Annotated in this window: 19 protein-coding genes; 2 read left to right on the top strand and 17 right to left on the bottom strand. The window is 63.1% G+C overall.

The genetic code is table 11. From position 1 onward, the window contains the following. Window positions 1-11: 11 nt before the first annotated feature. The 11 genes from tkt to ileS all read right to left on the bottom strand — a co-directional run bounded on the left by tkt (window position 12) and on the right by ileS (window position 14,604). The gene (gene tkt, locus Q0K02_RS07480) at window positions 12-2,006 is read right to left on the bottom strand and encodes a transketolase (protein WP_294486860.1); all 1,995 of its coding nucleotides are present in this window, start codon (window positions 2,004-2,006) and stop codon (window positions 12-14) included. 34 nt (window positions 2,007-2,040) lie between these two features. Further along, window positions 2,041-2,694: a ribulose-phosphate 3-epimerase gene (rpe, locus tag Q0K02_RS07475; protein WP_294486858.1), complete on the bottom strand. Its 654-nt coding sequence runs from the start codon at window positions 2,692-2,694 to the stop codon at window positions 2,041-2,043. Then, entirely contained in the window at window positions 2,691-3,083 is a 393-nt protein-coding gene (locus Q0K02_RS07470; RefSeq protein ID WP_294486962.1) for a MerR family transcriptional regulator, read from the bottom strand. Before Q0K02_RS07470 ends, rpe begins: the two co-directional genes overlap by 4 nt. Before the next feature lie 541 nt (window positions 3,084-3,624). Then, a complete protein-coding gene (locus tag Q0K02_RS07465) occupies window positions 3,625-5,640 on the bottom strand; it encodes an ATP-binding cassette domain-containing protein (RefSeq protein ID WP_294486855.1) in 2,016 nt (671 codons plus the stop codon). 219 nt (window positions 5,641-5,859) lie between these two features. Next, a complete protein-coding gene (locus Q0K02_RS07460; RefSeq protein ID WP_294486852.1) occupies window positions 5,860-6,768 on the bottom strand; it encodes a tRNA (adenine-N1)-methyltransferase in 909 nt (302 codons plus the stop codon). 11 nt (window positions 6,769-6,779) lie between these two features. Next, a complete protein-coding gene (locus tag Q0K02_RS07455; protein ID WP_294486849.1) occupies window positions 6,780-7,250 on the bottom strand; it encodes a hypothetical protein in 471 nt (156 codons plus the stop codon). Window positions 7,251-7,256: 6 nt separating this feature from the next. Further along, on the bottom strand, window positions 7,257-9,005 hold the full coding sequence (locus Q0K02_RS07450) for a DEAD/DEAH box helicase (protein WP_294486848.1): 1,749 nt from the start codon (window positions 9,003-9,005) through the stop codon (window positions 7,257-7,259). A 630-nt stretch (window positions 9,006-9,635) separates the two neighbouring features. Continuing rightward, a complete protein-coding gene (gene ybgF, locus Q0K02_RS07445) occupies window positions 9,636-10,493 on the bottom strand; it encodes a tol-pal system protein YbgF (RefSeq protein ID WP_294486843.1) in 858 nt (285 codons plus the stop codon). 138 nt (window positions 10,494-10,631) lie between these two features. Further along, window positions 10,632-11,240: a hypothetical protein gene (locus Q0K02_RS07440; protein WP_294486841.1), complete on the bottom strand. Its 609-nt coding sequence runs from the start codon at window positions 11,238-11,240 to the stop codon at window positions 10,632-10,634. Between the two features lie 2 nt (window positions 11,241-11,242). Further along, on the bottom strand, window positions 11,243-11,731 hold the full coding sequence (gene lspA / locus Q0K02_RS07435) for a signal peptidase II (protein ID WP_294486839.1): 489 nt from the start codon (window positions 11,729-11,731) through the stop codon (window positions 11,243-11,245). Between the two features lie 8 nt (window positions 11,732-11,739). Then, window positions 11,740-14,604: an isoleucine--tRNA ligase gene (gene ileS / locus Q0K02_RS07430; RefSeq protein ID WP_294486835.1), complete on the bottom strand. Its 2,865-nt coding sequence runs from the start codon at window positions 14,602-14,604 to the stop codon at window positions 11,740-11,742. A 294-nt stretch (window positions 14,605-14,898) separates the two neighbouring features. Between ileS and Q0K02_RS07425 the strand changes: the two genes are divergently transcribed. After that, window positions 14,899-15,396, top strand: a complete 498-nt coding sequence (locus Q0K02_RS07425) for a hypothetical protein (RefSeq protein WP_294486832.1) — start codon at window positions 14,899-14,901, stop codon at window positions 15,394-15,396. Here Q0K02_RS07425 and Q0K02_RS07420 read toward each other — a convergent pair. Beyond that, complete coding sequence (locus Q0K02_RS07420) at window positions 15,387-16,994, bottom strand: sulfatase-like hydrolase/transferase (RefSeq protein ID WP_294486829.1); 1,608 nt, start codon at window positions 16,992-16,994, stop codon at window positions 15,387-15,389. The two genes, Q0K02_RS07425 and Q0K02_RS07420, sit on opposite strands and share 10 nt — an antisense overlap. Before the next feature lie 236 nt (window positions 16,995-17,230). Between Q0K02_RS07420 and Q0K02_RS07415 the strand changes: the two genes are divergently transcribed. Further along, entirely contained in the window at window positions 17,231-18,043 is an 813-nt protein-coding gene (locus Q0K02_RS07415; protein ID WP_294486826.1) for an MBL fold metallo-hydrolase, read from the top strand. Between the two features lie 634 nt (window positions 18,044-18,677). On the opposite strand, the gene Q0K02_RS07410 is transcribed toward Q0K02_RS07415, so the two are convergent. From Q0K02_RS07410 to Q0K02_RS07390, 5 genes are all read right to left on the bottom strand, one after another. Next, window positions 18,678-19,850, bottom strand: a complete 1,173-nt coding sequence (locus tag Q0K02_RS07410) for an ABC transporter permease (RefSeq protein ID WP_294486824.1) — start codon at window positions 19,848-19,850, stop codon at window positions 18,678-18,680. 119 nt (window positions 19,851-19,969) lie between these two features. After that, complete coding sequence (locus Q0K02_RS07405; protein WP_294486822.1) at window positions 19,970-20,680, bottom strand: ATP-binding cassette domain-containing protein; 711 nt, start codon at window positions 20,678-20,680, stop codon at window positions 19,970-19,972. Between the two features lie 6 nt (window positions 20,681-20,686). Then, the gene (locus Q0K02_RS07400) at window positions 20,687-21,121 is read right to left on the bottom strand and encodes a hypothetical protein (RefSeq protein ID WP_294486819.1); all 435 of its coding nucleotides are present in this window, start codon (window positions 21,119-21,121) and stop codon (window positions 20,687-20,689) included. 261 nt (window positions 21,122-21,382) lie between these two features. After that, entirely contained in the window at window positions 21,383-23,119 is a 1,737-nt protein-coding gene (locus Q0K02_RS07395) for an alkaline phosphatase (RefSeq protein ID WP_294486816.1), read from the bottom strand. Window positions 23,120-24,107: 988 nt separating this feature from the next. After that, window positions 24,108-24,506 (bottom strand): F0F1 ATP synthase subunit epsilon, encoded by a 399-nt coding sequence (locus Q0K02_RS07390; protein WP_294486815.1) that lies wholly within the window; start codon window positions 24,504-24,506, stop codon window positions 24,108-24,110. Window positions 24,507-24,554: the final 48 nt, after the last annotated feature.

Here is a 24,554-nt window from a genome sequence, read left to right as displayed (position 1 = left end):
TTCTCCTTTCCTTACAGCAGTTCAAGAGCCTGCTGCACAATGTTTTCTACCGTAAAGCCAAACTTCGGGAACAGCTTTCCCGCCGGAGCGGAAGCTCCAAATGTTCCCATACCAACGACGCGGCCGTCAAGTCCCACATACTTCCACCACCATGCGGCGGTCTGCGCTTCCACGGCCACGCGCACGCGCACGGAAGACGGAAGCACGGATTCACGGTAGGCGGCGTCCTGACGGTCGAACACCTCGCAGGAAGGCATGGAAACCACGCGCACGCGGCGACCTTCCGCAGCGAGTTTTTCCGCGGCCTGCACGGCAAGCTGCACTTCGGAACCCGTGGCAATGTAAATGAGTTCCGGTTCGCCTTCGCAGTCTCTGAGCACGTAGCCGCCGCGACGGATGTCGGCCACCTGCGCTTCGGTGCGCTTCTGCTGGGGCAGCGCCTGACGGCTCATGACGAGGCACACGGGGCCGTCCTGATATTCCACGGCCTGCGTCCAGGCCACGGCGGCCTCGGTGCTGTCGCAGGGGCGCCAGACCTGCACGCCGGGCGTCATGCGCAGGGCGGCAATCTGTTCCACGGGCTGATGGGTGGGGCCGTCTTCGCCCACGCCGATGGAATCGTGCGTGAGCACCCAGATGACGCGCTGCTTCATGATGGCCGCCGAGCGGATGATGCTCTTGGCGTAGTCGGAAAACACGAAGAAGGTGCCCGCGTAGGGAATGAAGCCGCCGTGCAGCTTGAGGCCGTTCATGACGGCGCCCATGCCGAACTCACGCACGCCGTAGCGGATGTAGTTGCCGGAATAATCGGAAACGTCGAGCGTTTTTGCGCCCTTGTACTCCGTGCCCACGGAACCGCTGAGGTCGGCCGAGCCGCCCACGAGTTCCGGCAGCGCAGGAGCGATGATGTTGAGCGCATTCTTGCCCGCCGCGCGGGTGGCGACGTCCTTGGTTTCGGCCATGGCGGCCTCCACGGCCTTGCGGGCCGCGTCGGGCCAGGCGGCGGGAAGTTCGCCGGCCATGCGGCGGCGGAACTCGGCGGCAAGTTCGGGATAGGCGGCGGCGTAGGCGGCGAACATGTCTTCCCAGGCCTTCTGCGCGGCCGCGCCCTTTTCACGGGCGTCCCAGGCGGCGCGGATGTCGTCCGGCACGGTGAAGGGTTCGGCCGTCCAGCCCATGGCGGCGCGGGCGGCGGCGGCTTCTTCCGCGCCGAGCGGCGAGCCGTGGCAGGAAGCCGTGCCGGCCTTGGTGGGCGCGAAGCGGCCGATCACCGTCTTGCAGCAGATGAGCGAAGGCTTGTCCGTCACGGCCATGGCCTGACGGATGGCCATGTCGAGCGCCTCGGAATCATGACCGTCGATGCCGCGCACCACGTGCCAGCCCATGGCTTCAAAGCGGGCGGGGGTGTCGTCGGTGAACCATCCTTCCACGTTGCCGTCGATGGAAATGCTGTTGTCGTCGTAGAGCGCGATGAGACGGCCGAGCTTCCAGGTGCCCGCGAGCGAGCACGCTTCCTGCGACAGGCCTTCCATGAGGCAGCCGTCGCCGAGGAACACCCAGGTGTAGTGATCCATGACGGGGAAGCCTTCACGGTTGAAGGTGTGGGCCATCATGCGTTCAGCAAGGGCCATGCCCACGGCGGTGGCGATGCCCTGACCGAGCGGGCCGGTGGTCATTTCCACGCCGGGAGTCACGCCGAATTCGGGATGTCCGGGCGTTTTCGCGTCGAGCTGACGGAAGTTGCGGATGTCGTCCATGGAAAGATCGTATCCGGTGAGGTGCAGCAGCGCGTAGAGCAGCATGGACGCGTGACCGTTGGAAAGCACGAAGCGGTCGCGGTTGGGCCAGGCGGGGTCGGCAGGATTATGCTTCAGAAAGCCGCGCCACAGGGCTTCGGCCATGTCGGCCATGCCCATGGGAGCGCCGGGATGACCGGATTTGGCTTTCTCAATGGCGTCGATGGAAAGGGCGCGGATGGCATTGGCAAGTTCTGCACGAGTAGGCATAAAGGCTGTCTCCTTGGATGTATTGCAGGAAAACTCAGCGCGCGGCGGCCGTGAAGGCGGCAAGGCGTTCGCTGAAGGGAGGATGTCCGAAAAAGGCGGAACCGGAAACCAGCACGTCTGCGCCGGCTTCAACAAGGGCTCCGGTATTGTCGAGATTCACGCCGCCGTCCACCTGAATGAGGCAGTCGGCACGGCCGGCGGCGTTGAGCTTCGCCCGCAGTTCCGCAACCTTGCGGAGCGTGGCGGGCAGAAATTTCTGTCCCCCGAAGCCGGGGTTCACGCTCATGACGAGCACCATGTCCACATCGTCGAGCACGTAGTCGAGCGCGCTGAGCGGCGTGGCGGGATTCAGCGCCGCCCCGGCCTTCATGCCGAGACGCCGAATTTCCGCAAGCGTGCGCTGAAGATGCACGGTGGCTTCCACGTGCGCCACGAGCATGTCCGCGCCTGCGTCCCGGAACTCGCTCAGATAGCGTTCCGGCCGCTCGATCATGAGATGAACGTCAAAAAAAAGACCCGACGCCGGGCGCAGGCCTTTTATGACGTGTTGTCCGAATGTGATATTGGGCACGAACTGCCCGTCCATCACGTCCCAGTGTACCCACTTCACCCCGGCAGATTCCAGATTTCTGAGGGTTTCTGCCAGATTTCCGCAGTCGGCGGAAAGAAGCGAGGGCGAGAGTATCATGAATGGTTCTCCTTGGGAGGGTTGTTGGTAAGCAGAGCGCGTATTTCCACAAGCTCCTTCAGCGCCTCGGTCAGCAGCTTTCTTGCGTCGTCGTCCTTTTCGGCGGGCCGCCCGGCGAGGGCCTGCGCAAGTTCCGGCATGGCCTCGCCCGCCAGCACGCGGCGCGCGCCTTCTATGGTCATGCCCTGTTCATGGAGCAGCGAACGTATTTTGCGCAGAAGCTCCATGTCGCCTTCCGAGTACAGACGCTGACCTTTGGGCGTCCGCACAGGCTGGAGCGCGGGGAATTCCCCTTCCCAGAACCGAAGCACGCTGGTCTGAAGGTTCAGCGCACGGGCGGCTTCGCCTATGCGGTACACCCTGCCGGACTGCGGCTTTTTCCTGTGCATGTTGCTGTCCTTGGTCTGCGATCTGAAAAAATGGCACTGCAAGTAATTCTGATCGATCACGGGGCTCTCCACGATAAAAAGAGAAACGGCTTGCCGACCGATGTCCGTGTCCACCCCGATAGTCGCCCTTTCCCGAAAAAATTTCCAGAAAAAAATCAGCGAGGCAGCGCCACTTTCACGACTTCGTCCTTCAGCATGGCACGCAACTGAGTCAATATGATGTCAGCCGGACATTTTTTTCGCGTCTTTTGCCTTGCGGGACAACGGTTCGCCGCTCCCGACGCCGGCAAGACAAGGCGCGTCGAAGCGCCGCTCTTCCGACCCGCGCTCCGGCAAAATCGAGCCCGGGCACAGGGAAACTCTGCAAAAGCAAGAACTTCGTCAGCTCTTCGCCACAGGGCCGCGGCGAAGAGGCGGCATGCTGCTCCGCGAATGTGGGCCGAGAAGCGACGCCCGAACAGGCCGCGCTCTTGCCGAAAACTCGGCATTTCGGTTCCCGCCGCCCGGCAGGGACGACGAAGCGCGGCTCCGTCAACGTTCCCTACTCTCCCCCGTCGAGGGAAAGCGCGGCTCTTTTGGCCTCAAGCTCGGAAATCTTCGATTCCAGCTCGCCGAGCGCCTCGAGTTCCTTTTCCGAACGCTCCTGAAGGGAATGGAATTCCTTGAGCAGCTCCGACGCCTTGACGCCGTCGGCGTACACGGCGGGATCGGCCAGCAGGCCTTCCACTTCCTCCTGACGGGTCAGCAGGGCTTCCAGCGCCTTTTCCTGTTCGGCGTAGCGTGCCTGGAGCGGCTTGAGCTGCTTGTAGAGCGCGTTTCGCTGTTCGGCCTGCTCGCGCTTGAGCTTCTTGAGGTCTTCGCGGGAAAGGTTGGTGCCGGGAACCGGCCTCACCGCCGCGCCGGACGACGCGGAACTCGCGGCAGGCGCGGATTCCTGCCTTGCGGCAGCAGTGCGCGCCGCGCGACGGGCCGCGTCGTACTGCGCAAAGCCTTCCTTGTACACGGTGATGCCCTTCTCATCCACGGCCCATATTTCGTCCACGGCTTCGGAGAGCAGATGCCTGTCGTGCGCCACCACGAGCAGCGTTCCGTCAAAGGCTTCCAGCGCTTCCACCAGGGCGTCGCGGCTTTCGAGGTCCAGATGGTTGGTCGGTTCGTCGAGCACGAGGAAGTTGCAGCGGCGCAGGAACAGAAGCGCCAGCACGAGCCTGCTGCGCTCGCCGCCGGAAAGCGAATCAATGGAGCGGTCGAAGTAGCCCTGTCCGAGCATGAACAGGCCGAGCACGCTCATGAGTTCCTCTTCCGAGGTGTGCGGGTCGGAAAGACGACGCATTTCGCCGAGCACCGTGCCGCCGAGATCCAGCGTTTCGGCCTGCTGCTGGCTGTAGTAGCCCATGCGCGTGGAGGAGCCCATGGTGAACGTGCCGCCCGTGCGGGCCAGCCTGCCCGCAATGATCTTGAGCAGCGTGGACTTGCCGCAGCCGTTGTGGCCCACAAGGCCCACGCGCTGACCGCGGAACAGCGAAAAGGTGAGCGGCGGCCACAGGGTGGTGCCGTCGGGAAAATGGAAGGCCAGCTCTGCCACGGAGAGCACCACCTTTTCGGAAGGCGCGGCCTCCGGCCACTTGAACGACAGTTCGCGCCGCTTGGGTTCGGGCTTGTACTGTTCAAGTTCCTTTTCCAGCTTTCTGGCCTGCTTCTGACGGGATCCCGCCTGACGCGCCTTGGTGGCCTTGGCCTTGAAGCGGCGGATGAAGTCCATCTTGTGCTCAAGCTCGTCGGCTATCTGCTTGGCCTCGCGTTCGCGCTGCTCCTCGATTTCCGCCTGAAGCTCCAGAAACTTGGTGTAGTTGCACTTGCGGAACACGGGTTTGGAAAGCCCGAGATACAACACGTGCGTGCCCACATGATCCATGAACACGCGGTCGTGCGCCACGAATACCAGAATTCCCTTGAAGTTCATGAGAAATTCTTCCAGCCATTCCACAGCCTCAAGGTCGAGATGGTTGGTCGGTTCGTCGAGAAAGAGCACGTCCGCGCCCGCGGTGAGCACGCGCGCAAGCTTGGCGCGCTCGCGCCAGCCGCCCGAAAGCTGCCGGATGGGAAGACTCCATTTTTCCTTGGAAAAACCGAGGCCCGAAAGCACGGTCTGCGCGCGCTGCTCGGGATTGTAGCCGTAGCGCGTCTCAAGGTCGTGCTGACGCGCCATGAGGCGGTTCATGGCCGCCTCGTCGCCGGCGCTCTGCGCCTTTTCCCATTCCTGCCAGAAATCGCCCCAGTCGGGCAGCGCGGCCTGCACCCATTCCAGAAGCGGCACGTCCAGCGTTTTTTCGTCCAGTATCTGCTCCACGTATCCCACCCGGCATCCGTGCGGAATGATCACCCGGCCGCCGTCCGGCGCGTCCACGCCCGCCAGCATGCGCAGAAGCGTGGATTTGCCCGTTCCGTTGGGGCCGCATACGCAAAGACGCATGCCGTCCACGATATCCAGCGAAAAATCATGGAAAATGTCGCGGCCGCCGTATGACTTGGAAAGATTCTGAATGGTAATGTTCATGACAATGCGTTCGGGGACGTTCCCCGTGTTGTAGTGACAAGTTGACGCGACGCCGTGCTCTCCTGGCAGACGGCACAGGCGAAACGACGCCCCCCCTCCGAAAGCGCCGCCCCCTTCCGGCTCTGGACAAGGATGAGCACTCGGCTCCGACACGGCGTCGACGCGCGGCAGAGACGCAGGCCGGGCGAAGCGGCGCGTCCGCCGTTTCAGCGTTCGCGGCTAGATTTCGTAGTCCACGCTGTCCGGATCCTCGCCGCGGGCCTCGGCAAGCCGGGCCTGACGGGCGGCTTCCTGCTTGCGTTCGCGGGTTCCCAGCGGAATGCGGGCGTCCCAGTCGGCGCTGCGTTCCTGTATGCGCGTGAACACGAGAAACGCGGTGTGCGCGCTCATGCGGTCGGCGGGGCGCAGACGTCCGGGCACGACCTTCCACGGACGCACCAGAATTTCGCACACTTCGGTTTCTTCAAAGGGTTCGATTTCCAGCGCCTTGATAAGTTCCGCCACCTGCTCGACGGTGGGCAGCAGAAAGGCGATGGGAGCGCCGGGCACAAGGGCCTCGCGCGCGGCGTCGAGGTATTCCCACGGGGTGCGCACGTCGAGAAAGAGCGCGTCGCCCTTCTGACCGTTCAGCACGTCGGGATCGTTCACGCCGAAGCCGTCGGCAATGTCGCGCAGGTGGAAGGTGACGTTGTCGCCCACGCCCGCCCATGCCAGATTGCGTTTGGCGAGCTTGTGGAATTCCTCGCGCGCCTCGAAGCTGTGAACATGGCCGTTGGGGCCGGAAAACCACGACAGCGCCAGCGTGAAGCCGCCCGAACCGGAACCGGCTTCGAGAATGGTGCGGCCGTTGCCCACGCCGAGCTTGAAGCAGATGAGTCCCATGTCCTTGGGATACATGATCTGCGTCTGCCGCTTGATGCCCATGACCAGGTCGTAGAGCTGCGGCTTTTCAAGGCGGAAGGGAACGCCCATGGCCGTGCGCACTTCCGTGCCGAATTCGGAGGCCGCCAGATCGGCCGCGCGCATGACGCCGTCCTGCGTGTGCAGGTCGTGCCCTTCCTCGATGCGGTAGATGTGACGCTTGCCGCGGGGAGAAGCCAGAATGACGAGATCGCCGTACTGAGGCATAATGTTTCCTGTTACATGAGGTTGTTTAAAAAATAATCGTACATGCGCCGCAGAAAGAGCGCCATGCCCACGAGCCCCGCCTGATCGGGTTCCCGGCCCGCGCGGCGGAACATGTCCCGCGCGGTGGGAGTGAAGTCCTCCCTGCCCTGCTCGGGCAGAAAGCGGGCAACGTCGCGCACGAGCACCATGAAGGCGTCGGCGTCCTTCACCCTGGGCCAGAACTCGGCGAGACCGCGTTCATAGGCCTCATCGCAGCTGTCTGGCGCGGCTCTTTTCAGGGCCAGACGCCAAATGCCGAGGCACAGCGCCGTGAACACGGGCCGCATGGCCTTCCTTGCGGAAAAGGCGAAGCGGCCCGTGCCGAGAATATTGAGAAAGGCGGCAAAATCCGCATCGGCAAGCAGCGCCTCAAAGGTGTTCACCAGCGCTTCGGGCGTGGCCCTGCCCGCCTGCGGATCTACCACCGTGCCAGGTATGCGCACGGCTCTCTACTCCGTATCGCCCGCCTGCGAAGAAGGTTCGGAACTCTGTTCGCCCTGCTGCGCGCCCTCTTCCGAGCCGCGGCGGCGGGAACGGCGGCGGGGACGACGTCTGCGGCCTTCACCTTCCGGCGCGGAAGCAGTTTCGACGCCTTCCGCCGCAGCCTTGTTCTCAGAGGCGGCAGCCTGATCCGCGGCTGCGGAACCCTGCTCCTCGGAGGGAGCATCGGCGGCATTCGCATCGCCGGACTTTCTGCGTCTGCGGCGGCGCGAACGGGACTTTTCCCCCTCTTCGGACGCTTCTTCGGCCTTGTCTCTGCCGCGGTTTCTGCGGGAGGAGCGACGGTCGTTCTCGCGTTCGGCGCGGGGTCTCGGCAGGGTCTGTTCCATGCCGAGGCTGCGCTGATAATCGGCGTCCATGAGCAGGGCCAGAAGCATGAGCTGATCTTCATCGTCGCTCTGCGCCATTTCCTTCACCAGGGAAAGATAACGGCGGGCGCGTTCCAGCTGGAGTCCGGTGCAGGCTCTGCGGCGCGCGTCGAGCAGCGCGGTTTCCCGGCGTCCGGCGGCGACGGCCACTTCTTCGTCCGTGGGATTGGCCAGAGGCTCCATGTCGATGCGGTAGAACGACGCGATGCGCTGAAGTTCCATCTTTTCCATGATGTCCACAAGGGAGATCACCGTGCCTGCGGCTCCGGCGCGGCCCGTGCGGCCCGCGCGGTGAATGTAGGACTCGCGGTCTTCTGGCGGCTCGTAGAGGAACACGTGGGAGAGCGCGGGAATGTCGATGCCGCGGGCGGCCACGTCGGTGGCCACGAGCAGACGCACCTTGCCCTCGCGCAGGCGTTCAAGCACTTCCTCGCGCCTGTTCTGGGAAAGGTCGGCGGAGAGCTCGTCGGCGTTGTAGCCGAAGCCCTTGAGCACGGCGGTCACATAATGCACGTTGGACTTCGTGTTGCAGAAAATGATGGCCGAGGTGGGATTCTCGGTTTCCATGAGGCGCACCAGGGTGCGGTCCTTGTCCATGCGGCCGCATTCCACATAGCGATGCTGAATGGCGGCCACATGCACCTGTCCCTGCGAGAGGCTGAGCATCTGCGGATCGCGCAGGAATTCTCCGGCGAGATTCAAGACGTGCTGGGGATAGGTGGCGGAAAAAAGCGTGGACAGCATGGCGTGCGAAGGCAGATAGCGCTGAATCTCCTTCATGTCGGGGTAGAACCCGATGGAGAGCATGCGGTCCGCTTCGTCGAAGATGAGAGCGCGCAGGGCGTCCAGCGAAAGGGTGCGGCGCAGAAGATGATCGAGCACGCGGCCGGGCGTGCCCACAATGACCTGAACGCCGACGCGCAGGGCCTCGAGCTGACGACCGTAGCCCACGCCGCCGTAGAGCGCGGCCACGGAAAGACCCGCATCTTCAAAAAGGGTGCGGGCCTCGTGTTCCACCTGACTGGCCAGTTCGCGCGTGGGCGCGAGAATAAGGGCCTGCGGCTTTTTCTCTTCGGGATCAAGCAGAGAAATAAGCGGCAGAAGATAGGCGCCCGTTTTGCCGCTGCCCGTGCGGGACTGCACCATGAGGTCGCGTCCGGCCATGAGATAGGGCAGCGCATGCGCCTGCACGGGCATGAGGCGCGTCCAGCCTGCGCGGGCGCAGGCGCGCTGCATGGCTTCGGGCAGCTCTTCCAGCGCGCAGGGCGGCAGGGAATGTTCGGGAGCGGTTATGTGAAGCTCCTCGTCGTTGGCTATGGTATCCGACATTTGCGAATCCTGATAAAAGAATAAAATGATATGACTGTCTTGAGAAAACGAAACATCATAGCCGATTCTGCTCCGGTTGCCAAGAGCGGCCACGCTCCCCCGGATGCGGCGCTGTTCCTGGGCGTTGCGGCGCAAAAGCCCCCCGGAATGCACAAGAAACAGCCGGACGCCGGAAGAATCGTCAGTGGGGGAGGAATGACGGCAAAGCGCAGAGACTGCGGACGAAAGTCATCGGAATCCGCAGCGCGGGAGTCTCAACGGCGCGTCCCGCCGCGCCCGCCTTGCGGGACTGCCCGGCGACGCCCGGCATGACCGGACACCTGCCGAACGGACAGCGAAATTCCGCCGAGGCGCTTCGCCGTGACCGACGACGGGATGGACGGTGAAATTCCGGGGCAAGAACGCTTCGGAGGCGAAGCGCCGCCGAAGCCCCGCTCGTGCGGGAATCTTTTTCCCGCGAGGAAGAAAACGCCGGAGACGAGCCTGCTTCGTCTCCCCTTCAGGGCGCAGAAAAGCCCGGTCGTCAGCGACGCCGGGCCTTTCAAGCATGTCTCCGCCTTGCGGACGGCAAAAATGCGCTCTGCCGTGCCTGCGGCAGAAAAGCGACGGCAGGCCTTCGCCTGCGCCGCGCTACAGCTTGTTCTGCGAGATGACCTGCTTGGCACGGGTGGCCTCGGGAGCCTTGGGGAACTTGCGCACGAGTTCGTTCAGGCGCTGCTTGGCCGCGGCCTTCTTGTTGAGCTGCAGGAAGGACATGCCCTGCTTCAGGTAGGAAGCCGGAGCCTTCACGCTGTTGGGATAGCCGGAAATCACGTTTTCATAGGCCAGGGCGGCCTCGGCGTAGTTCTTCAGCTGATACTGACTTTCGCCCTGCCAGAACCAGGCGTTGGAAACCAGCTTGTTCTTGGGGTAGGTTTTGGTGAAGTCGCTGAAGGAACGCAGTGCCGCCTGATAGTTGCGGGAATTGAACGACTTCATGCCGTTGTCGTACAGGGCCTGCGCCATGTCCACATTCTGCTGCTGCGGAGCGGCGGCGGGAGCGGCCTGCGCCACAGGGGCAGCCGGAGCGGCGGCGGGAGCCGCCTGCATGCCGGGAACCGTGCCGGGCATGGCGCCGTCGGCTCCGGGAACGCCGGGCTGCGCGTTGGGATCGCCGCCGAGCTGCAGATCCAGCGCCATCTGACTTTCCAGAAGGTGCAGAGCGCGATCATGCACGGCGAGGGTGTCGGCCATCTTCTGCGCGCCGCCGGCGCGCTGCAGGGCGTAGTTGAGCGTATCGATCTGACCGCGCAGTTCCGAGACTTCCTGACGCAGTTCCATGAGCTGCGACCAGCTGTCGGCCTGATTGGTCTGACTGCTGCTCACCTGACGGTTGATCTGATTGACCTGGGCCTGAAGAGCGTTATGCTCGCTGCTCGTCACGCACGCCGTCAGCATCAGAGGCAGGGACAACAGGGCAAGATTGCGGCCCCATTTCATAAGTTCCATGACCTTTTCTCCTGATTCATGAGGACGCGGGCCAGGCCCGCCCCCGTTGCATACGAACTCCGCCGGCAAATGACGCTCCTGCACGCCGCGTCCTGACGACGCCGCCGGTCGGGGCCCTGTCTTACTATTGTCAAATATTCACGGCTTCCGAACGTCGTCGGGGCAGCCGAAGGACCAGTCGTCGCCCGCCCTCACTGCTCCCGAAGGACGCGGACGCGCATCCGCGCGCTCTGCCTTCGCCGCAGCGTCCGCCGCCGCAGGCGCCTCGGCAGATGCTTCGTCAGTGGTTGCGACCTCCGCGGTCAACGCTTCGCTCTTTGCCGGAGCTTCGCGCTCTGCGGCCTCAGCGCGCTCAATGGCGGATTCTCCGGCAGACACAAGAGCTCCGGAGCCCGCAGCCCCCGCAAGGGCCGCGCTTTCGCCCGCCGCTCCGGCAGATTCCGCCGACGCTGCGCTCAATGCAGCCGCCGAGTCTTCGGCCTTCGCCTTTTCCTCGGCCGCCCGGGCCCGTTCCGCCTCCATTCTGGCGCGGATGTCCACCTTTTCCTTGCTGGCGCGCTTTCTGCCCACAAAATAGTAGGCCACGCCCGCAAGGCAGGGCACGAACACGCAGGCCATCATCCAGCGGTACTTTTCCTTCGTGGTGGGAAAGTCGTGGTACATGGCATGCTTGAGCGCCCACATGTTCGGCAGCGCAGGAACGATGAGCATGAGCAGCTGTTCGCTGCTGAGGTCAGAAATGAGCACGGCTATTTTCCCCCGTCGTCTTCGCGCCCCTGCCGGAACAGCACCACGCCGGCAAGAAGCACGCCGAGGCAGATGGCGATGTCCGCCACATTGAAGGCGGGCCAGTGCCATTCTCCCCAGTACACGTCCAGAAAGTCGGTCACGGCGCGGCTTCTCACCCTGTCGATGAGATTGCCCGCAGCGCCGCCGAGAATGCTCCCCAGTCCGAAGAACAGCGTGCGGCTGTAGGCGGACGTGCGCGCAATGTGCACGATGACGACCGTCACGAGCAGCGCCGCTCCCAGAAAGAGCCAGAACTGCCAGCTCGTTTCCTCGCTGTTCAGAAAACCGAAGGCCGCGCCGCGGTTGAGCACGTGGACGATGTTGAAGCATCCGTCAATGACGGAAAACCCCTGTCCCACGGCAAGGCCTGCCGTTATGGCCGCCTTGGTGAGCTGGTCCAGCACAAGCCAGACCAGCGCCACCGAAAAGACGACGATATGGCGGTTCACCGCCCCTTTCACTCTTTGGCTCCGGCTTCTCTGGCCTCAAGTTCCTTCATGACCGCAGCGCAGCGCGGGCACAGCGTGGGATGTTCAGGATCGGAACCGAGTTCCTCGGAGTACATCCAGCAGCGTTCGCACTTCTCGCCGCCGGCCTTCTTCACGCGCACGGCAAGGCCGGGGCACTCGTCGAGCTGCGCGGCGGCCAGAGCGTCCACGGGCGCGTCCTTGAAGGGAGCCACGTCAAGCTGCGACACGATGCACACCGAACGCATGTCGGCGCCGCTGTCGGCAATGGCGGCGCGCAGCTTGTCGTCCACATACAGGGTGACGTGGGTGTCGAGCGCATGGCCGATCACGCCTTCCTTGCGCAGAGGCTCGATGGCGCGGGTGACGCCGGCGCGGATGTCCATGACCATTTCCCACGCGCCGCGCTCGTCGTCGGACAGACGGAACTTCGTCGCGTCCACGGGAGGCATGGCGAACACGGTGACCACGGTTTTGCCTTCGGCGTCCACGGGCTTCAAGGCCTCGGGAATGTAGCGGAACGCCTCTTCAGCCGTGAAGCTCATGATAGGCGCCATGTCGCGCAGCATGATGAGCAGCATCTGATACAGCGCGCTCTGGGCGGAACGACGCTCGGCGCTGTCGGGCAGCGAGGAGTAGAGGCGATCCTTGAGCACGTCGAGGTAGAAGGCCGAAAGCTCGGTGGCGCACAGGCCGTGCAGGCCCTGGAACACCTTGTGGAATTCGTATTCCTGATACGCGGTTTCGGCGCTTTCGTGGAAGGCGGCCACCAGACTCAGGGCGTAGCGGTCGAGGGGCTTCATGTCCGCGAAGGGCACGAGCGTTTCAGGGGTAAGATCATGAATGCTGCCGAGAATGTAGCGGCAGGTGTTGCGGATGCGGCGATAGGCGTCCACAAGGCGCTTCATGATCTCTTCGGAATAGCGGATGTCTTCGCGGTAGTCCACGGAAGCGACCCACAGACGCAGCAGTTCCGCGCCGTACTTGTCGATGACTTCCTGCGGAGCCACCACGTTGCCTATGGACTTGGACATCTTGCGGCCGTTGCCGTCCACCACGTAGCCGTGCGTGAGCACGGCCTTGTAGGGCGGAATGTCGCGCGTGCCTTCGGCCACCAGCAGGGAGCTGTGGAACCAGCCGCGATGCTGATCGGAGCCTTCCAGATACAGATCGGCGGGCACGCGGCCTTCGGGACGCTTTTCCATGACCGCGGCGAAGCTGGTGCCGGAGTCGAACCACACGTCGAGGATGTCGTCTTCCTTTTCCCAGTGACGTCCACCGCAGTGCGGGCAGACCAGATCCTTGGGCGCGATTTCATCCACGTCGTGCTCGTACCAGTAATCGCAGCCCGTAGGATGCGTGGCAAAACGCGAAGCGATCTCGCGCATCCAGGCCGGATCGTTCCACACCTCGCCGCAGTCCTTGCAGATGAGGGCGAGAATGGGCACGCCCCACATGCGCTGACGCGAAATGCACCAGTCGGGACGCGATTCCACCATGTTGTAGATGCGGCCCTGGCCCCAGGAAGGAATCCACTTCACCTTGTTCTTGATGGCGTCGAGGGACTTGCCGCGCAGATTGTTGGGCTCCATGCCGATGAACCACTGCGTGGTGGCGCGGAAAATAACGGGATTCTTGCAGCGCCAGCAGCAGGGATAGGAATGGGTGATGTCCTGACGGGCCAGCAGATGACCGAGTTCCTCCACCTTGGCGATGACCGCGGGGTTGGCGTCGAAGACCTGCATGCCGGCGAAGAATTCCACGGAAGGCAGGAAGCGGCCTTCGTCGTCGAGGGGGGAGTACACGTCGAGGCCGTACTTCATGCCGACTTCGTAGTCCTCGCGGCCGTGGCCGGGAGCAGTGTGAACGCAGCCCGTGCCGGCGTCGAGGGTGACGTGCTCGCCGTTGATGACGAGCGAAGGACGGTCGATGAAGGGATGACGGGCCTCAAGACGATCCAGCTTGTCGCCGGTGGTCTCGCCGATCACGGTGTAGTCGGTCCAGCCGAAAGTCTTCGCGCAGCCTTCCACGAGCTCGGAAGCGAGAATGTACTGACTTCCGCCGGTTTCCACGAGGGAATAGCGGAATTCGGGATGCACGCACACGGCAAGGTTGCTCGGCAGCGTCCAGGGGGTGGTGGTCCAGATCACGATGTAGGCGCGGGACACGTCGGCGTTCGGGAAGACGTCCTTGAGCCTGGGATCGGGAAGCGGGAAGCGCACGTAGATGGAGGGCGAAGAAAGGTCGCGGTATTCCACTTCGGCTTCGGCAAGGGCGGTCTTGCAGTGGCAGCACCAGTAGATGGGCTTCTTGCTGCGCACCACGCCGCCGCGTTCCACGAAGGTGGCCAGTTCCGCGGCGGTCACGGCCTCGTAGGCCGGATCCATGGACATATAGGGATGTTCCCAGTCGCCCAGCACGCCGAGGCGCTTGAATTCCTTGCGCTGAATATCGAGGAACTTCTGCGCGTACTGACGGCAGCGCTTGCGGATGACGTGCGCGGGCAGATCCTTCTTCTTGTCGCCGAGTTCAAGTTCCACGTTGTGTTCGATGGGCAGACCGTGGCAGTCCCAGCCGGGAATGTAGCCGGTCTTCCAGCCCATGAGGTTGCGGGACTTGATGATCATGTCCTTGAGGATCTTGTTCAGCGCCGTGCCGAGATGGATGTGACCGTTGGCGTAGGGCGGGCCGTCGTGCAGCACGAATTCTCCGCGCGAGCCGGAAGCGTCCTGCATGCGCTGGAACACATTGTTTTCTTCCCAGAACTTCAGCATCTCCGGTTCCTTCTGAACCAGATTCGCCTTCATGGGGAAACCGGTGACGGGCAGATTCAGCGTTTTCTTATATTCAGCCATGAGGCTTTTCCTCCGGGCGCGGAACGCGCCATGGTATTCCTTGCGGGGCACAAGTACAGAGACCGCCCCGAAAGCAGTCAGAAAAAGGTATGTTTTCCCGCGTCGGGCCCAAATGTCAAGCCCAATTTCCCCGCGCGCCGACGTCCGGCCTGAGGAGGACGGAGAGCGTCATTTTCATAAAGCCCCGTTTCTCCGCCCGCCGCGTCCGCGCCCCGGAAAATATTATTCCGATTTTTTTCCGCGCATGGTAACTGCCCTCCGTGTCTCAAGAAAACACGCGTAAGGAGCAACGCCATGCATCTCGGGAAAAAAGGACAGCTTGTTCTGCGTATTCTGCACCTTGCGGCCGTCTCGTGCTGGCTCGGCGGCGTATTGTGCGTGCTGCTGCTCATGCACGAAGCCCCGCTCGCCGGTTCGGACGACGATCTGTTCGGCATGCTCCGTGCCTCGGCCGTCATCAATCAGTACGTTCTCGTGCCTGCGGGCGCGTTCGGCACCTTCTTCACGGGCCTGACCTTCTCGCTCTGCACCAGCCGGGGTTTCGTGAAATATCCCTGGGTGGCCTGCAAGTGGTTCATCGCCGCGAGCCTGCTCGTTGTCGGCACGCTGTTTCTCATTCCGTGGGCCGGGCAGGAACTCGACGACGTCTGCCGAAACGGCCTTGCAGCCTACACAAGGCCCGACGTCATGGCCCGGCACGCCCGGCGCGAGCTGTACTGCGCGCTCTACGCCGCCCTGCTCGGCCTCGCCCTCGCGCTCGCCGTGCTGAAACCGGGAGAGCGTCAGGGGTAGGCGCGACGCAGCACGGCCCGCAGCAGCCAGGAGAGCGAGCACAGCGTGAACTCCCGCTGCGGAACGTCGTTTTCCTTTCCGGCAATCCAGGCGTCGTTTCCCTTCACGTGCAGAAGAAAGGGCACGCGCCTGCCGTTCGGCGTCATGTCGGAAGGGTAGGACACGTCGCTGCCGTGATCGCCCCAAAGCGCCAGCAGCGCGCCTTCGGGCAGTCTGGCATAAAAGTCGGCCAGGCACTCGTCCACGTAGCGCAGCGACGATATGTAGCGGAAAAACATGCCCCGTCCCGGCCCGAACAGCGGCCGCGGCTCCATAAAAGGAATGTGGCTGCTCATGGTCACCACGAACACCGCCCTGCCCTCTCCCTCTTCCAGATACCGCGCCGCCGCGTCCAGCACATGTTCGTCCGCCACCTGCTCCATGGCCAGACGGCTTGTCGGGTATCCTTCTTCCGTCAGCTCTTCCTTGAAGAACGTCCTGTCGAATCCCATGAGCCGGTACGCCTCGCGAAGATTGAACAGATTGCCTTCCAGCCCGTGGAACACCGCAGGACGCATGGCCGCCGCCTCGCGGATCACGCTGTCGGGGTACTCGCGGATGTAGGAATAATACATGACGTTCTGATCCGCCACGCGGCCGTTCAGAAGTTCATAGTCGGAATTGGCCGAACCCACCTTGTGCGGCGCAAAGGCTCTGAGCAGCAGCGACGACGACAGAAGCGAATGCAGAAACGGCATGACCCGCTCGCCGTTGACGATCAGAAACGGCGCGGCGTAGTCGAGACTTTCCACCTGAATGAGCGCCGCGCGCTCGAACGGAGGCGGCAGCGGACAGCCGCACCAGGCATCGACGCTCTCCGGATGCCGTTCCAGAAAGCGGACGTTGGGATCCGGGCACCTTTTTTCGGCGTAGATGAGACTGGTATCCCTGTAAACGCCTCCCATCCACTCCCCGGCCCAGGTGGCCAGATAGCCGAGGCTGCGCACGGACTCCTTCGCGCCTTCCTGACTGCGGCGGTCGACGGCCGTCCGATGCGGCCCCTCTCCGGTCCAGAGCGAAAGGATGCCCGACCGGCCGTGCTCCCAGAACACCGTGACCGACACCAGCATGAGACAGATCACGGCCGCCACGCCCCGCAGGTTCCACAAACGCGGCATGACGGGCGCGGCGGAAAGCCGGACAAGGAGGAGCTTGACGGCCAGAACGAGGGCAAGAAGGAGAAGAAGGTCAGGCTTGACGAACACGAACGCGGAGCCCCCGAGATAGGACAGCCCCTGCATGGAATGATAGATGGTGGAAAGCGTGAGCGTGTTGTAGAAGAAGCTGCCGTAGTGCAGCACCACGGCGCTGATCGCCGTCTGCCCCACAAGAAAAACCGCAAAAGCCCTGCGGGAAAGAAGGGCCAGCGCAAGCGGCGAAAGAACGTCGATGCAAAGCAGCGGAGCATTGATCGTGCTTCGCACGCTCTCCCACGTCAGCGCGTGATAAATGGAGTACGTCTGAACGAAAAAGGACTCCGCGGCGCTCGCCGCAACGGCAAGAAGCCGCAGGCAGAGCGCCGGGCCTCCATGATTCACGGGCGGTACAAGATTGCGCATGACTCCTCCCACGGAGCCTTCATCATCGGCCCGCAAGAAGATCAGGTCAACCACTTAGAATAAAAAAGAAAGATTACTCATCACGGGGGATTTCCGGCGCTGCGTGCGGGCTTTTTGCTTCGTCATGCGGGCGTTCCGCCCGACTTTCTCAACAAAAGCCCGCTCCCCGTGACCTTCGCTTCTTGACGCTGCGCCCGGCGCTTCGTATCGTGCATAAGAAGGCAAGGAGGTTCTCCATGGAGAGGCTCATCGTTCTCGGCACGGGAGCAGCCAACGCGCTGCGCTACTACAACACCTGCTTCATGCTTGAGGGGCCGCAGGGCGGTCTGCTGGTGGACGGCGGGGGCGGCAACGGCATTCTCGTCCAGCTGGAGAAGGCCGGAGTCTCCCTTCTCGACGTCAAGGATATCTTCGTCACGCACGAACACATCGATCACTCTCTCGGGGTCATCTGGCTCGTGCGCATGACCGCCTCCCTCTTTCTCCGGGAAAAGCGCAGCGACATTCTGCGCATCCACTGTCACAGCCGCCTTTCGGAAAAGCTGCGCGCCATCTGTCAGTTCACGCTCAGCGAAAAGCAGTTTTCCACGGTGGGAACCAGCATCCGCTTCGTGCCCGTGAAGGACGGCGAACAGCGCTCCATCGCCGGGCACACCGTCACGTTTTTCAACACGCACTCGCGCAAGGCCGAGCAGTTCGGCTTCCACATGGAAGGCCCGGACGGGCAGCGCATCGTCTGCACCGGCGACGAGCCCTGTCAGCCCGCGTGCGGCCACTATCTGGAAAGCGCGGACTGGCTCCTTCACGAAGCCTTCTGCCTCGACGCCGATTCGCGCGTTTTCCGGCCGCACATCATCGGTCACGGCACCGTGCGCGAAGCCGCCCTGCTCGCGGGCAAGCACCACGTGCGCAATCTTGTGCTGTGGCACACCGAAGACCGCACGCCGCCCTCGCTGCGCAAGGAACGCTACACGGAGGAAGCGCGCCAGGCCTTCCGGGGCGGCGTGTACGTGCCCGACGATCTGGACGTCATCGCTCTGAAAAAGTAGTGCCGCCGCGAATCGGAGAGCCTGCGCCTCGCAGGCGCAGAGCCCCGGCGCAAAAGACGACGCGCGGGCCGAAGCTCTCCGGTCGAACACGGAGCGTTGTACAAAGCGCCGGGCTAGGGTCATGCGCAGGGTCGTCGCCCGGCCCTGCTCGGCAGCTCCCGAAAATGCTGCGACCTCAGAGCAACGCCTCTACGCCCCTGAACAATGGCAAAAGTTCTCCGGCAGGGGCAACCACGCCTCTACGCCCGGCAAAAATATTCTTTGCCGCGTCGAATTCCTGCGCCGGACACAACCGGACACGAAAGGAAAAGGGGGGCCCGAAAGCCCCCTTTTTTTTGCGGCCGCACAAGGCCGGTCGTCGGCCGGACGCCGACGCGGCCATGCCCCATCCCTCGGCGGCTGCGGCCGCAGGAGCGGAACGGCGCACTCGTCCGACGCCGGACGGTATCCCTCGCGCCTTTCCGCGCCCCATGAAACGATGATTGACGCTTTTCCCTTTCCCGGACGCCGCGCTCAGGCGGACGAAGTCGAAACGCGGCTTTTCGCGGGCCGGGCTCCGTTTGCCCCGCGGCATTTTCCCCCGCGGCATTCTCCGGAAAAACGCCGAATCCTGATTTTTGCGCCCGGTGATCGGCTAGGCCGAGCGCAGCAGTTCTCCGGCCGTTCTGCGGCAGGCGAACCAGGCGGGCAGAAACGCCGCCAGGCAGCCGCATCCGGCCGCGGCCAGCGCCGCAAGAGCGTCCCCCGCCGTCAGCGTCACGGTCAGCGCCACGCCGGTTTCCGCCTGAATCCACGAACTCGCCGCCGAAGCCATCAGGCAGCCGAGCCCCAGACCGAGCGCGCTTCCTGCAAAGAGCACGCCCGACACCATGAGCCAGACGCTCACCGCAAGAAAGCCGTGCGACGCGCCGAGCGCCCGCAGAAGAGCCAGCGCCCGCACGCGCATGGCCACGGCGAAAAATCCTGAAACCAGCGCCGCCGCCAGCGCCGCGGCCTGCGCGCCAGAGGCAAGCAGCATCATGACGTCGTGCATCTGCTCCATCGTGCCGAAAAGCCGCGTCAGCACTTCGCCGGTGAACACGGACTGCGATTCCGGCCCGTTCAGCGCGCCCCGCAGACGGTAGGCGTCGGCCACGGTGACGGGCTTCACCACCACCACGGAACAGCGCCCCGACCCCGTTCCGGCGTCGTGCATGTTCCAGAGCGCTTCGATGGGAACCACCACGGCCCGGTCCCACGGCGTGCCCGTGGCGGGCATGCGCCCCACCACGCGGAAGGAATGATCGTGGGCGCTCCTGCCGCCCTCGTCCAGCGCGGCTTCGGCCACGCTGCCGTGACTCGGCGAAAAAACGTCGCCTTCCTTGAGCGGAACGCCCGCGCCCACCACGGCTTCGTCGCCCGTGAGAAACATGCGGCCGGAAGCCAGCGGACGCTTGCCGCCCAGCGTGACGAGCTCCGACGACGTGCCCGCCAGCGGATAATCGCGCCAGCGGTCGCCGAAAGCCAGCGGCGCGGCCCAGCGGACGCCGCCGTGCGCCTTCACGGCCTCAAGCGTGCCGAGGGGCAGCAGCGGAAGCGGCTCGGGCCGAAGATACACCGCCCCCAGCACCAGATCCACGGCGCTGCCCTTCGCGCCCACGAGCAGATCAAAGGCGTCGGCCGCCTGCGCCATGCCGGAACGGATGGAGCGCTCCATCATGGAAACCGCGGGACTCAGGCTTCCCGCAAAGGCCAGCACCAGAGCCAGCGCCAGCGCGCCGCCCCAGGAACGGCGAAACTCGCCGCGCAGAAAAAGAAAAGGATTCATACGTCACCTTGCAAGCGTTTGTCACTCCGCCCGCCCGAAGCGCGGACAATGCGGACGGCCTTCCGGCAAAAGCCCGGAACCCCGACGCTCAGAAAGCAGATTCCGCCGGAAACATCGGCTCATTTCGATTTCAGATCGTCTTCCAGACCAAAGAGCAGACGCCCCCGTTCCAGACGGTAGCGCCTGTCCATTCTGCCGTGGAGCACCTGTTCGTGGGTCACGACAAGCAGCGTGCAGCCTTCCGAGCGGGCGAGATCCACGAGTTCGTCGGTGACGAGCTGCGCGTTGCTGCGGTCGAGGCTGGCCGTAGGTTCGTCGGCAAGCAGTACCGACGGGCGGAACAGCACGGCCCTAGCCATGGCCACGCGCTGTTGCTCGCCCCGGGAAAACACCCCCGTGCCCACATCCGTGCGGCGGATGCCCAGCCTCCTGAGCAGATCCCGCGCTCTGTCGCGCACGTCTTCCGGAATGGAAAAATTCCGGAACGTGGCCGGCAACAGCACGTTTTCCATGGCCGAAAGCTGCGGAAAAAGTTGAAAATCCTGAAAGATCATGCCCACGTGCCGGCCCCGCCAGGCATCGCGCCGCCCTTCGGGCATGGTGGTGAGGTCGTCGTCGCCCCAGCGCAGCTCGCAGCCCTGGCAGGGATCGGGCAGCACCAGACCGCACAGAAGATTGAGCAGCGACGTCTTGCCCGAGCCGGAATCGCCGTAAATGCCCGCCAGCGTACCGCCGGGCAGAAAAAGTTCCGGAATGTCCAGCACTCGCCGCACCCCGGCGCCGTCCTGAACGCTGTAGCGGATGTTCCGCAGATGAAGATCGTTTTCCATGCTGCCTCACAGCTTGTGAAAGGTGGCGTTGCGCAGCCTGAGCTGACTCACAAAGCCGGTGTGCTCGTCCGTCCAGGAGCCGACTTCCAGATCGCCTTCCACCTCGATGACGGTGTTGTTCTGCACGAAGCGCTGCTTTTCGGAGAGGTACACCACCAGAATGTTGTCCGGCCAGTCGGAGTCGGACTGACAGAACGGACACAGCGCCACAGGCTCGCGGGTAAGCACGAAAAAGTCGGCGTCCGCCTTCAGCGGCGGAGCCATGAATCCGCGGATGACGACGTGCTTGCCTTCAAACGCCAGCACCTTGTCGGAAAAACGCAGTCCCAGCGCGCCGCCTCCGCTGTACAGCTCGTCGAAGCTCAGGCGGTTTTCCTCTTCCGCCCGCGCCGTCTGCACGCAAAGCACAAGACAAAGCAGCACGGTCAGCCAAATTTTCATATCCATGTCCGTTGTGCAAAAGGTTCGGATTCGTTCGGAAGCTTCTGCGTTCCGCAGAGGCTTCCGAATCCTCTATGTCTGCGCGCCGGGAACGTCTTCGTTCCTCCCGGGCCGCTCCGGCTTGCTTTGCTTTCCGGGGCCGCCCCGTCCGCTTCGGCCGCGCGTCGAAAACCGAAGCGGATTCCAAGAAAGGCGCCCCGAACATTCGGAGCGCCCTGTTGTCGCGGAGGGAAGACACATGCCTTCCCTCCCCATCCGTCATCAGCGGCCGAGGGCCATGGCTTCGGCCATGATGCGGAAGATTTCCGTGCTGTTCATGAAGCCGTGAATCTGATCGGCGTTCGGGCCTCTCGCGCCCACCACGAGGTCGTCGATGGCGTGGACGCCCGTGGATTCGGTGCGGGGCAGATTGCCGGGCACGAACTGCGCTCCGGGAATGTCCTTGTAGGCGGCGTTCGCAATGTAGTGACCGTTTTCATCCTTCACCGCGGGAACGAAGGGGCCGTCCAGCTTGGGGCGATAGGTTTCGTAGTGATCGGGGTAGTTGCCGATAAAGGCGGCAAGACGCTTGGACACGTTCACGTCGTCGGGATAGCCGTCGCCGTTCTCGTCCTTGTAGTTCGGATAGCCGGCCGCGCCGTAAATGCCCACCTTGTCGCGCATGAGCTCGCCGGGCAGATTGTCGTCCACCGTGCCGATGATGCTGAGCGCGTGGGTGTGGTCGCCGGTGACGATGAGCAGGGTGTCGGGATTGGCGTCGCAGAAGGCCTGCGCCTGCGCCACCACCTTGTCGAACATGATGGTGTCGTAGATGGCGCGTTCCCAGTCGAGAGGATGCGTGTACTTGTCCACGAGACCGGCTTCGAGCATGAGGAAGAAGCCGTTGGGATTCTTGGAAAGCACCTTGAGCGCGGCGTTCATGGAATCGGTGAGGTCGGGCTGATCCGGGAACTTGGACACCGTGCCCTTCTTCAGCTGCTTGCGGTCGAGCGCGCCGTCGAGGTTTCCGGTGTGGAACAGACCGAGCAGACGATCAGGATTCTTGTCCATGACGCTCATAAGTTCCGTGCGCGTGGTGGCCAGCGTGTAGCCTGCCTTGCGGAAGTCTTCCACGTAGTCCTTTTCGTCCTTGCGCTTGGAACCGGGCACCGTGCGCGGCAGGAAATAGGCGGAACCGCCACCGATGAGCACTTCAGGACGAATGCCCGCAAACATGCCCACGATGGCGGCCTTTTCCGAACGCTTGCGCGTGTGGGAAACCACGGCGGCAGGCGTGGCGTCTTCGATTTCGGCGTCGGAAACAATGCCTATGGACTTGTTCGTCTTGCGGCGAAGCAGCTCGGCAATGGTTTCCTGACGGGGATCGTCAAAAGGATCCTTGGTGCGGTCGGCGTACACGCCGATGGCGTTCACGCTGGACTTGTGACCGGTCATGTAGGCGGAAGCGGTGTTGGCGGAGTCGGCGGCAATGGAGTCAACGCTGCAGGTGCCGAGCATGCCGGTGTAGGGCAGCGTGTCCATGGAAAGATAACCGTTGTACATGCCGTTGGTCACGCCTTTGGAAAGCAGACGCGCGCCGGTGCGATGCCCCATGCTGAGGCCATCCGCAATGAGAAGAATGACGTTCTTGGCCTTGGCCTTTTCCGGCGTGCCGTACACGTCCCACCTGGCGCTCGCTTCTTCCTTGCCGTCCTTCGCGGAAACGGCATACTTGCCGGGAGCCAGAGACACGTTGCGAAGAATGATGGCCGAGCCCTTGCCTTCCTCGTTCTTGATGAATTCCGGCTTGGCGCCGAATACGTCGGCAACGCTCTTGCCGTTGATGCGCACGTCGATGTCGGACTGGCTGAGTTCGCGGTCGAATTCCACCTTGAAGTCAAACTTCGAGGTCCCCAGGAAACGCGCCGTGTCCACAGGATAAATGGACGGCGCAGCCTGAGCAGTGGCGGTCAGAAGCGCCATGCCGAGACACAGCGGCATCATCACGGTAGCTTTCATAACTTCCTCCAGTGTTGTTTTCAGCTGCCGCCACTATGAGCAAAAACCGTAACTCCCCTGTGAAGTCATGATAAATTCTTCGTGAAGAAACACTACGCGAACATGAAGAAAGGAAAGATGATTGTGCCGGGGGAAGGAGGGACACCTTTTGAAAAAGGTTGTCCCTCCTTCCCCCGGACCCCCATCCTCCCTTCCAAAACTTTTTATTTGAGGAATGCGGAAACGAGCTGTCCCGCAACACGGTGCTCAGCCGGGAAAATTGCCTTTGCAGGGTGCCGCTCTGCCCATCCTGCCAGAGAACTTTTCGAGAGGGTTCAGTGCGGGGAGGCAAGGCACTTTCTTCAAGACATTTTTCTGACAGTCTTTCCTGAAAACGCTCCCAAAACGGTTCTCCCGATGCCCTTCCCCGAGAATCTTCCCCGAAATGCGTCCCCCAAACACTTTTCCGATGCACTTTTTCTGAGAAGATGTCTTGAAATACGTTCCAAGACGCTTTCCCGATGCTCTTCCTGAATCGCGGCCCCCGAGAGAAATTCCCAGCACGGTTTTGCAAATGTCTCTCCCGGCACCTTGCCCTAAACACTTTTCCTGAGAGACTTTCCGGGGGAATATTCTCCCTCCCCTTTCGGAGCGCGGCGAGTCCGCGCTGCCCCAGACACTTTTCTCAAGAGGCTTTCCGGGAGCACAATTCACGGGACACTGTTCCGCGACGCCCCTCCCCCAAGGACGCATTTCGGAAAGCCTTTCCCGAGGCGCTTTCCCAAAACTTTCCCCGAGCGGCTTCCCTCACCCGCTTTTCTCAAAACACGTTTCCGCGCCCCTCCCAAGGACGCGAAAAGGGGATGCCCCTTTCGGGACATCCCCTTTTGTTATTCTGTATCAGCATGGCGACCGAACTCCCCGGCCCTCCTCGGCGTTGCCGCCTTCCGGAACAGGCTGCGGAGCCTCTCGCGTTCCCCGAAAGAAACGCTCGGCGCGATACCCGGCGTCAGCGCCTTGCGACGCGAATGCGGGCGATGGCGCGGGTGAGCGCAAGCTCGGCCCGGTGCACGTCCGTATCGGGCTTGGGATCGGACAGACGCTGTTCGGCGCGGGCCTTGGCCTGTTCCGCCCTGTCCACGTCGATGTCGGAGGCCAGTTCGGCGGCTTCCGCCAGAATGGTCACCTTGTTGTCGGCGATCTGGGCGAATCCTCCGGATACGAAGACCCATTTCGTCGTGCCGCCCTGACGATAGTACAGGTCGCCGATCTTCAGCGCGGAAAGCATGGCCGCATGGGAAGGCAGGAGGCCGAACTGACCATCCACGCCGCTCGCGCCCACATATTCCACGTCCGCCTGAAGCACAACCTTGTCGGGCGTGACGATATCGAGACGAAGACCTTCCATAGCGGTCTCCTCTTATGCCTGCTGACGCTTGTTGTACTTTTCAATGGC

Origin of the sequence: uncultured Mailhella sp., assembly GCF_944324995.1 — a bacterium.
In the GTDB taxonomy this organism is placed as follows: Bacteria; Desulfobacterota; Desulfovibrionia; order Desulfovibrionales; family Desulfovibrionaceae; genus Mailhella.
The sequence above is the reverse complement of the archived record's forward strand: the minus strand, read 5'-3'. Positions and strand labels throughout refer to the sequence as shown.

Coding starts and splice junctions, on each gene's coding strand:
- tkt (WP_294486860.1), bottom strand. CDS start 2,006: ATGCCTACTCGTGCAGAACTTGCCAATGCCATCCGCGCCCTTTCCATC.
- rpe (WP_294486858.1), bottom strand. CDS start 2,694: ATGATACTCTCGCCCTCGCTTCTTTCCGCCGACTGCGGAAATCTGGCA.
- Q0K02_RS07470 (WP_294486962.1), bottom strand. CDS start 3,083: ATGCACAGGAAAAAGCCGCAGTCCGGCAGGGTGTACCGCATAGGCGAA.
- Q0K02_RS07465 (WP_294486855.1), bottom strand. CDS start 5,640: ATGAACATTACCATTCAGAATCTTTCCAAGTCATACGGCGGCCGCGAC.
- Q0K02_RS07460 (WP_294486852.1), bottom strand. CDS start 6,768: ATGCCTCAGTACGGCGATCTCGTCATTCTGGCTTCTCCCCGCGGCAAG.
- Q0K02_RS07450 (WP_294486848.1), bottom strand. CDS start 9,005: ATGTCGGATACCATAGCCAACGACGAGGAGCTTCACATAACCGCTCCC.
- ybgF (WP_294486843.1), bottom strand. CDS start 10,493: ATGGAACTTATGAAATGGGGCCGCAATCTTGCCCTGTTGTCCCTGCCT.
- ileS (WP_294486835.1), bottom strand. CDS start 14,604: ATGGCTGAATATAAGAAAACGCTGAATCTGCCCGTCACCGGTTTCCCC.
- Q0K02_RS07425 (WP_294486832.1), top strand. CDS start 14,899: ATGCATCTCGGGAAAAAAGGACAGCTTGTTCTGCGTATTCTGCACCTT.
- Q0K02_RS07420 (WP_294486829.1), bottom strand. CDS start 16,994: ATGCGCAATCTTGTACCGCCCGTGAATCATGGAGGCCCGGCGCTCTGC.
- Q0K02_RS07415 (WP_294486826.1), top strand. CDS start 17,231: ATGGAGAGGCTCATCGTTCTCGGCACGGGAGCAGCCAACGCGCTGCGC.
- Q0K02_RS07410 (WP_294486824.1), bottom strand. CDS start 19,850: ATGAATCCTTTTCTTTTTCTGCGCGGCGAGTTTCGCCGTTCCTGGGGC.
- Q0K02_RS07405 (WP_294486822.1), bottom strand. CDS start 20,680: ATGGAAAACGATCTTCATCTGCGGAACATCCGCTACAGCGTTCAGGAC.
- Q0K02_RS07400 (WP_294486819.1), bottom strand. CDS start 21,121: ATGAAAATTTGGCTGACCGTGCTGCTTTGTCTTGTGCTTTGCGTGCAG.
- Q0K02_RS07395 (WP_294486816.1), bottom strand. CDS start 23,119: ATGAAAGCTACCGTGATGATGCCGCTGTGTCTCGGCATGGCGCTTCTG.
- Q0K02_RS07390 (WP_294486815.1), bottom strand. CDS start 24,506: ATGGAAGGTCTTCGTCTCGATATCGTCACGCCCGACAAGGTTGTGCTT.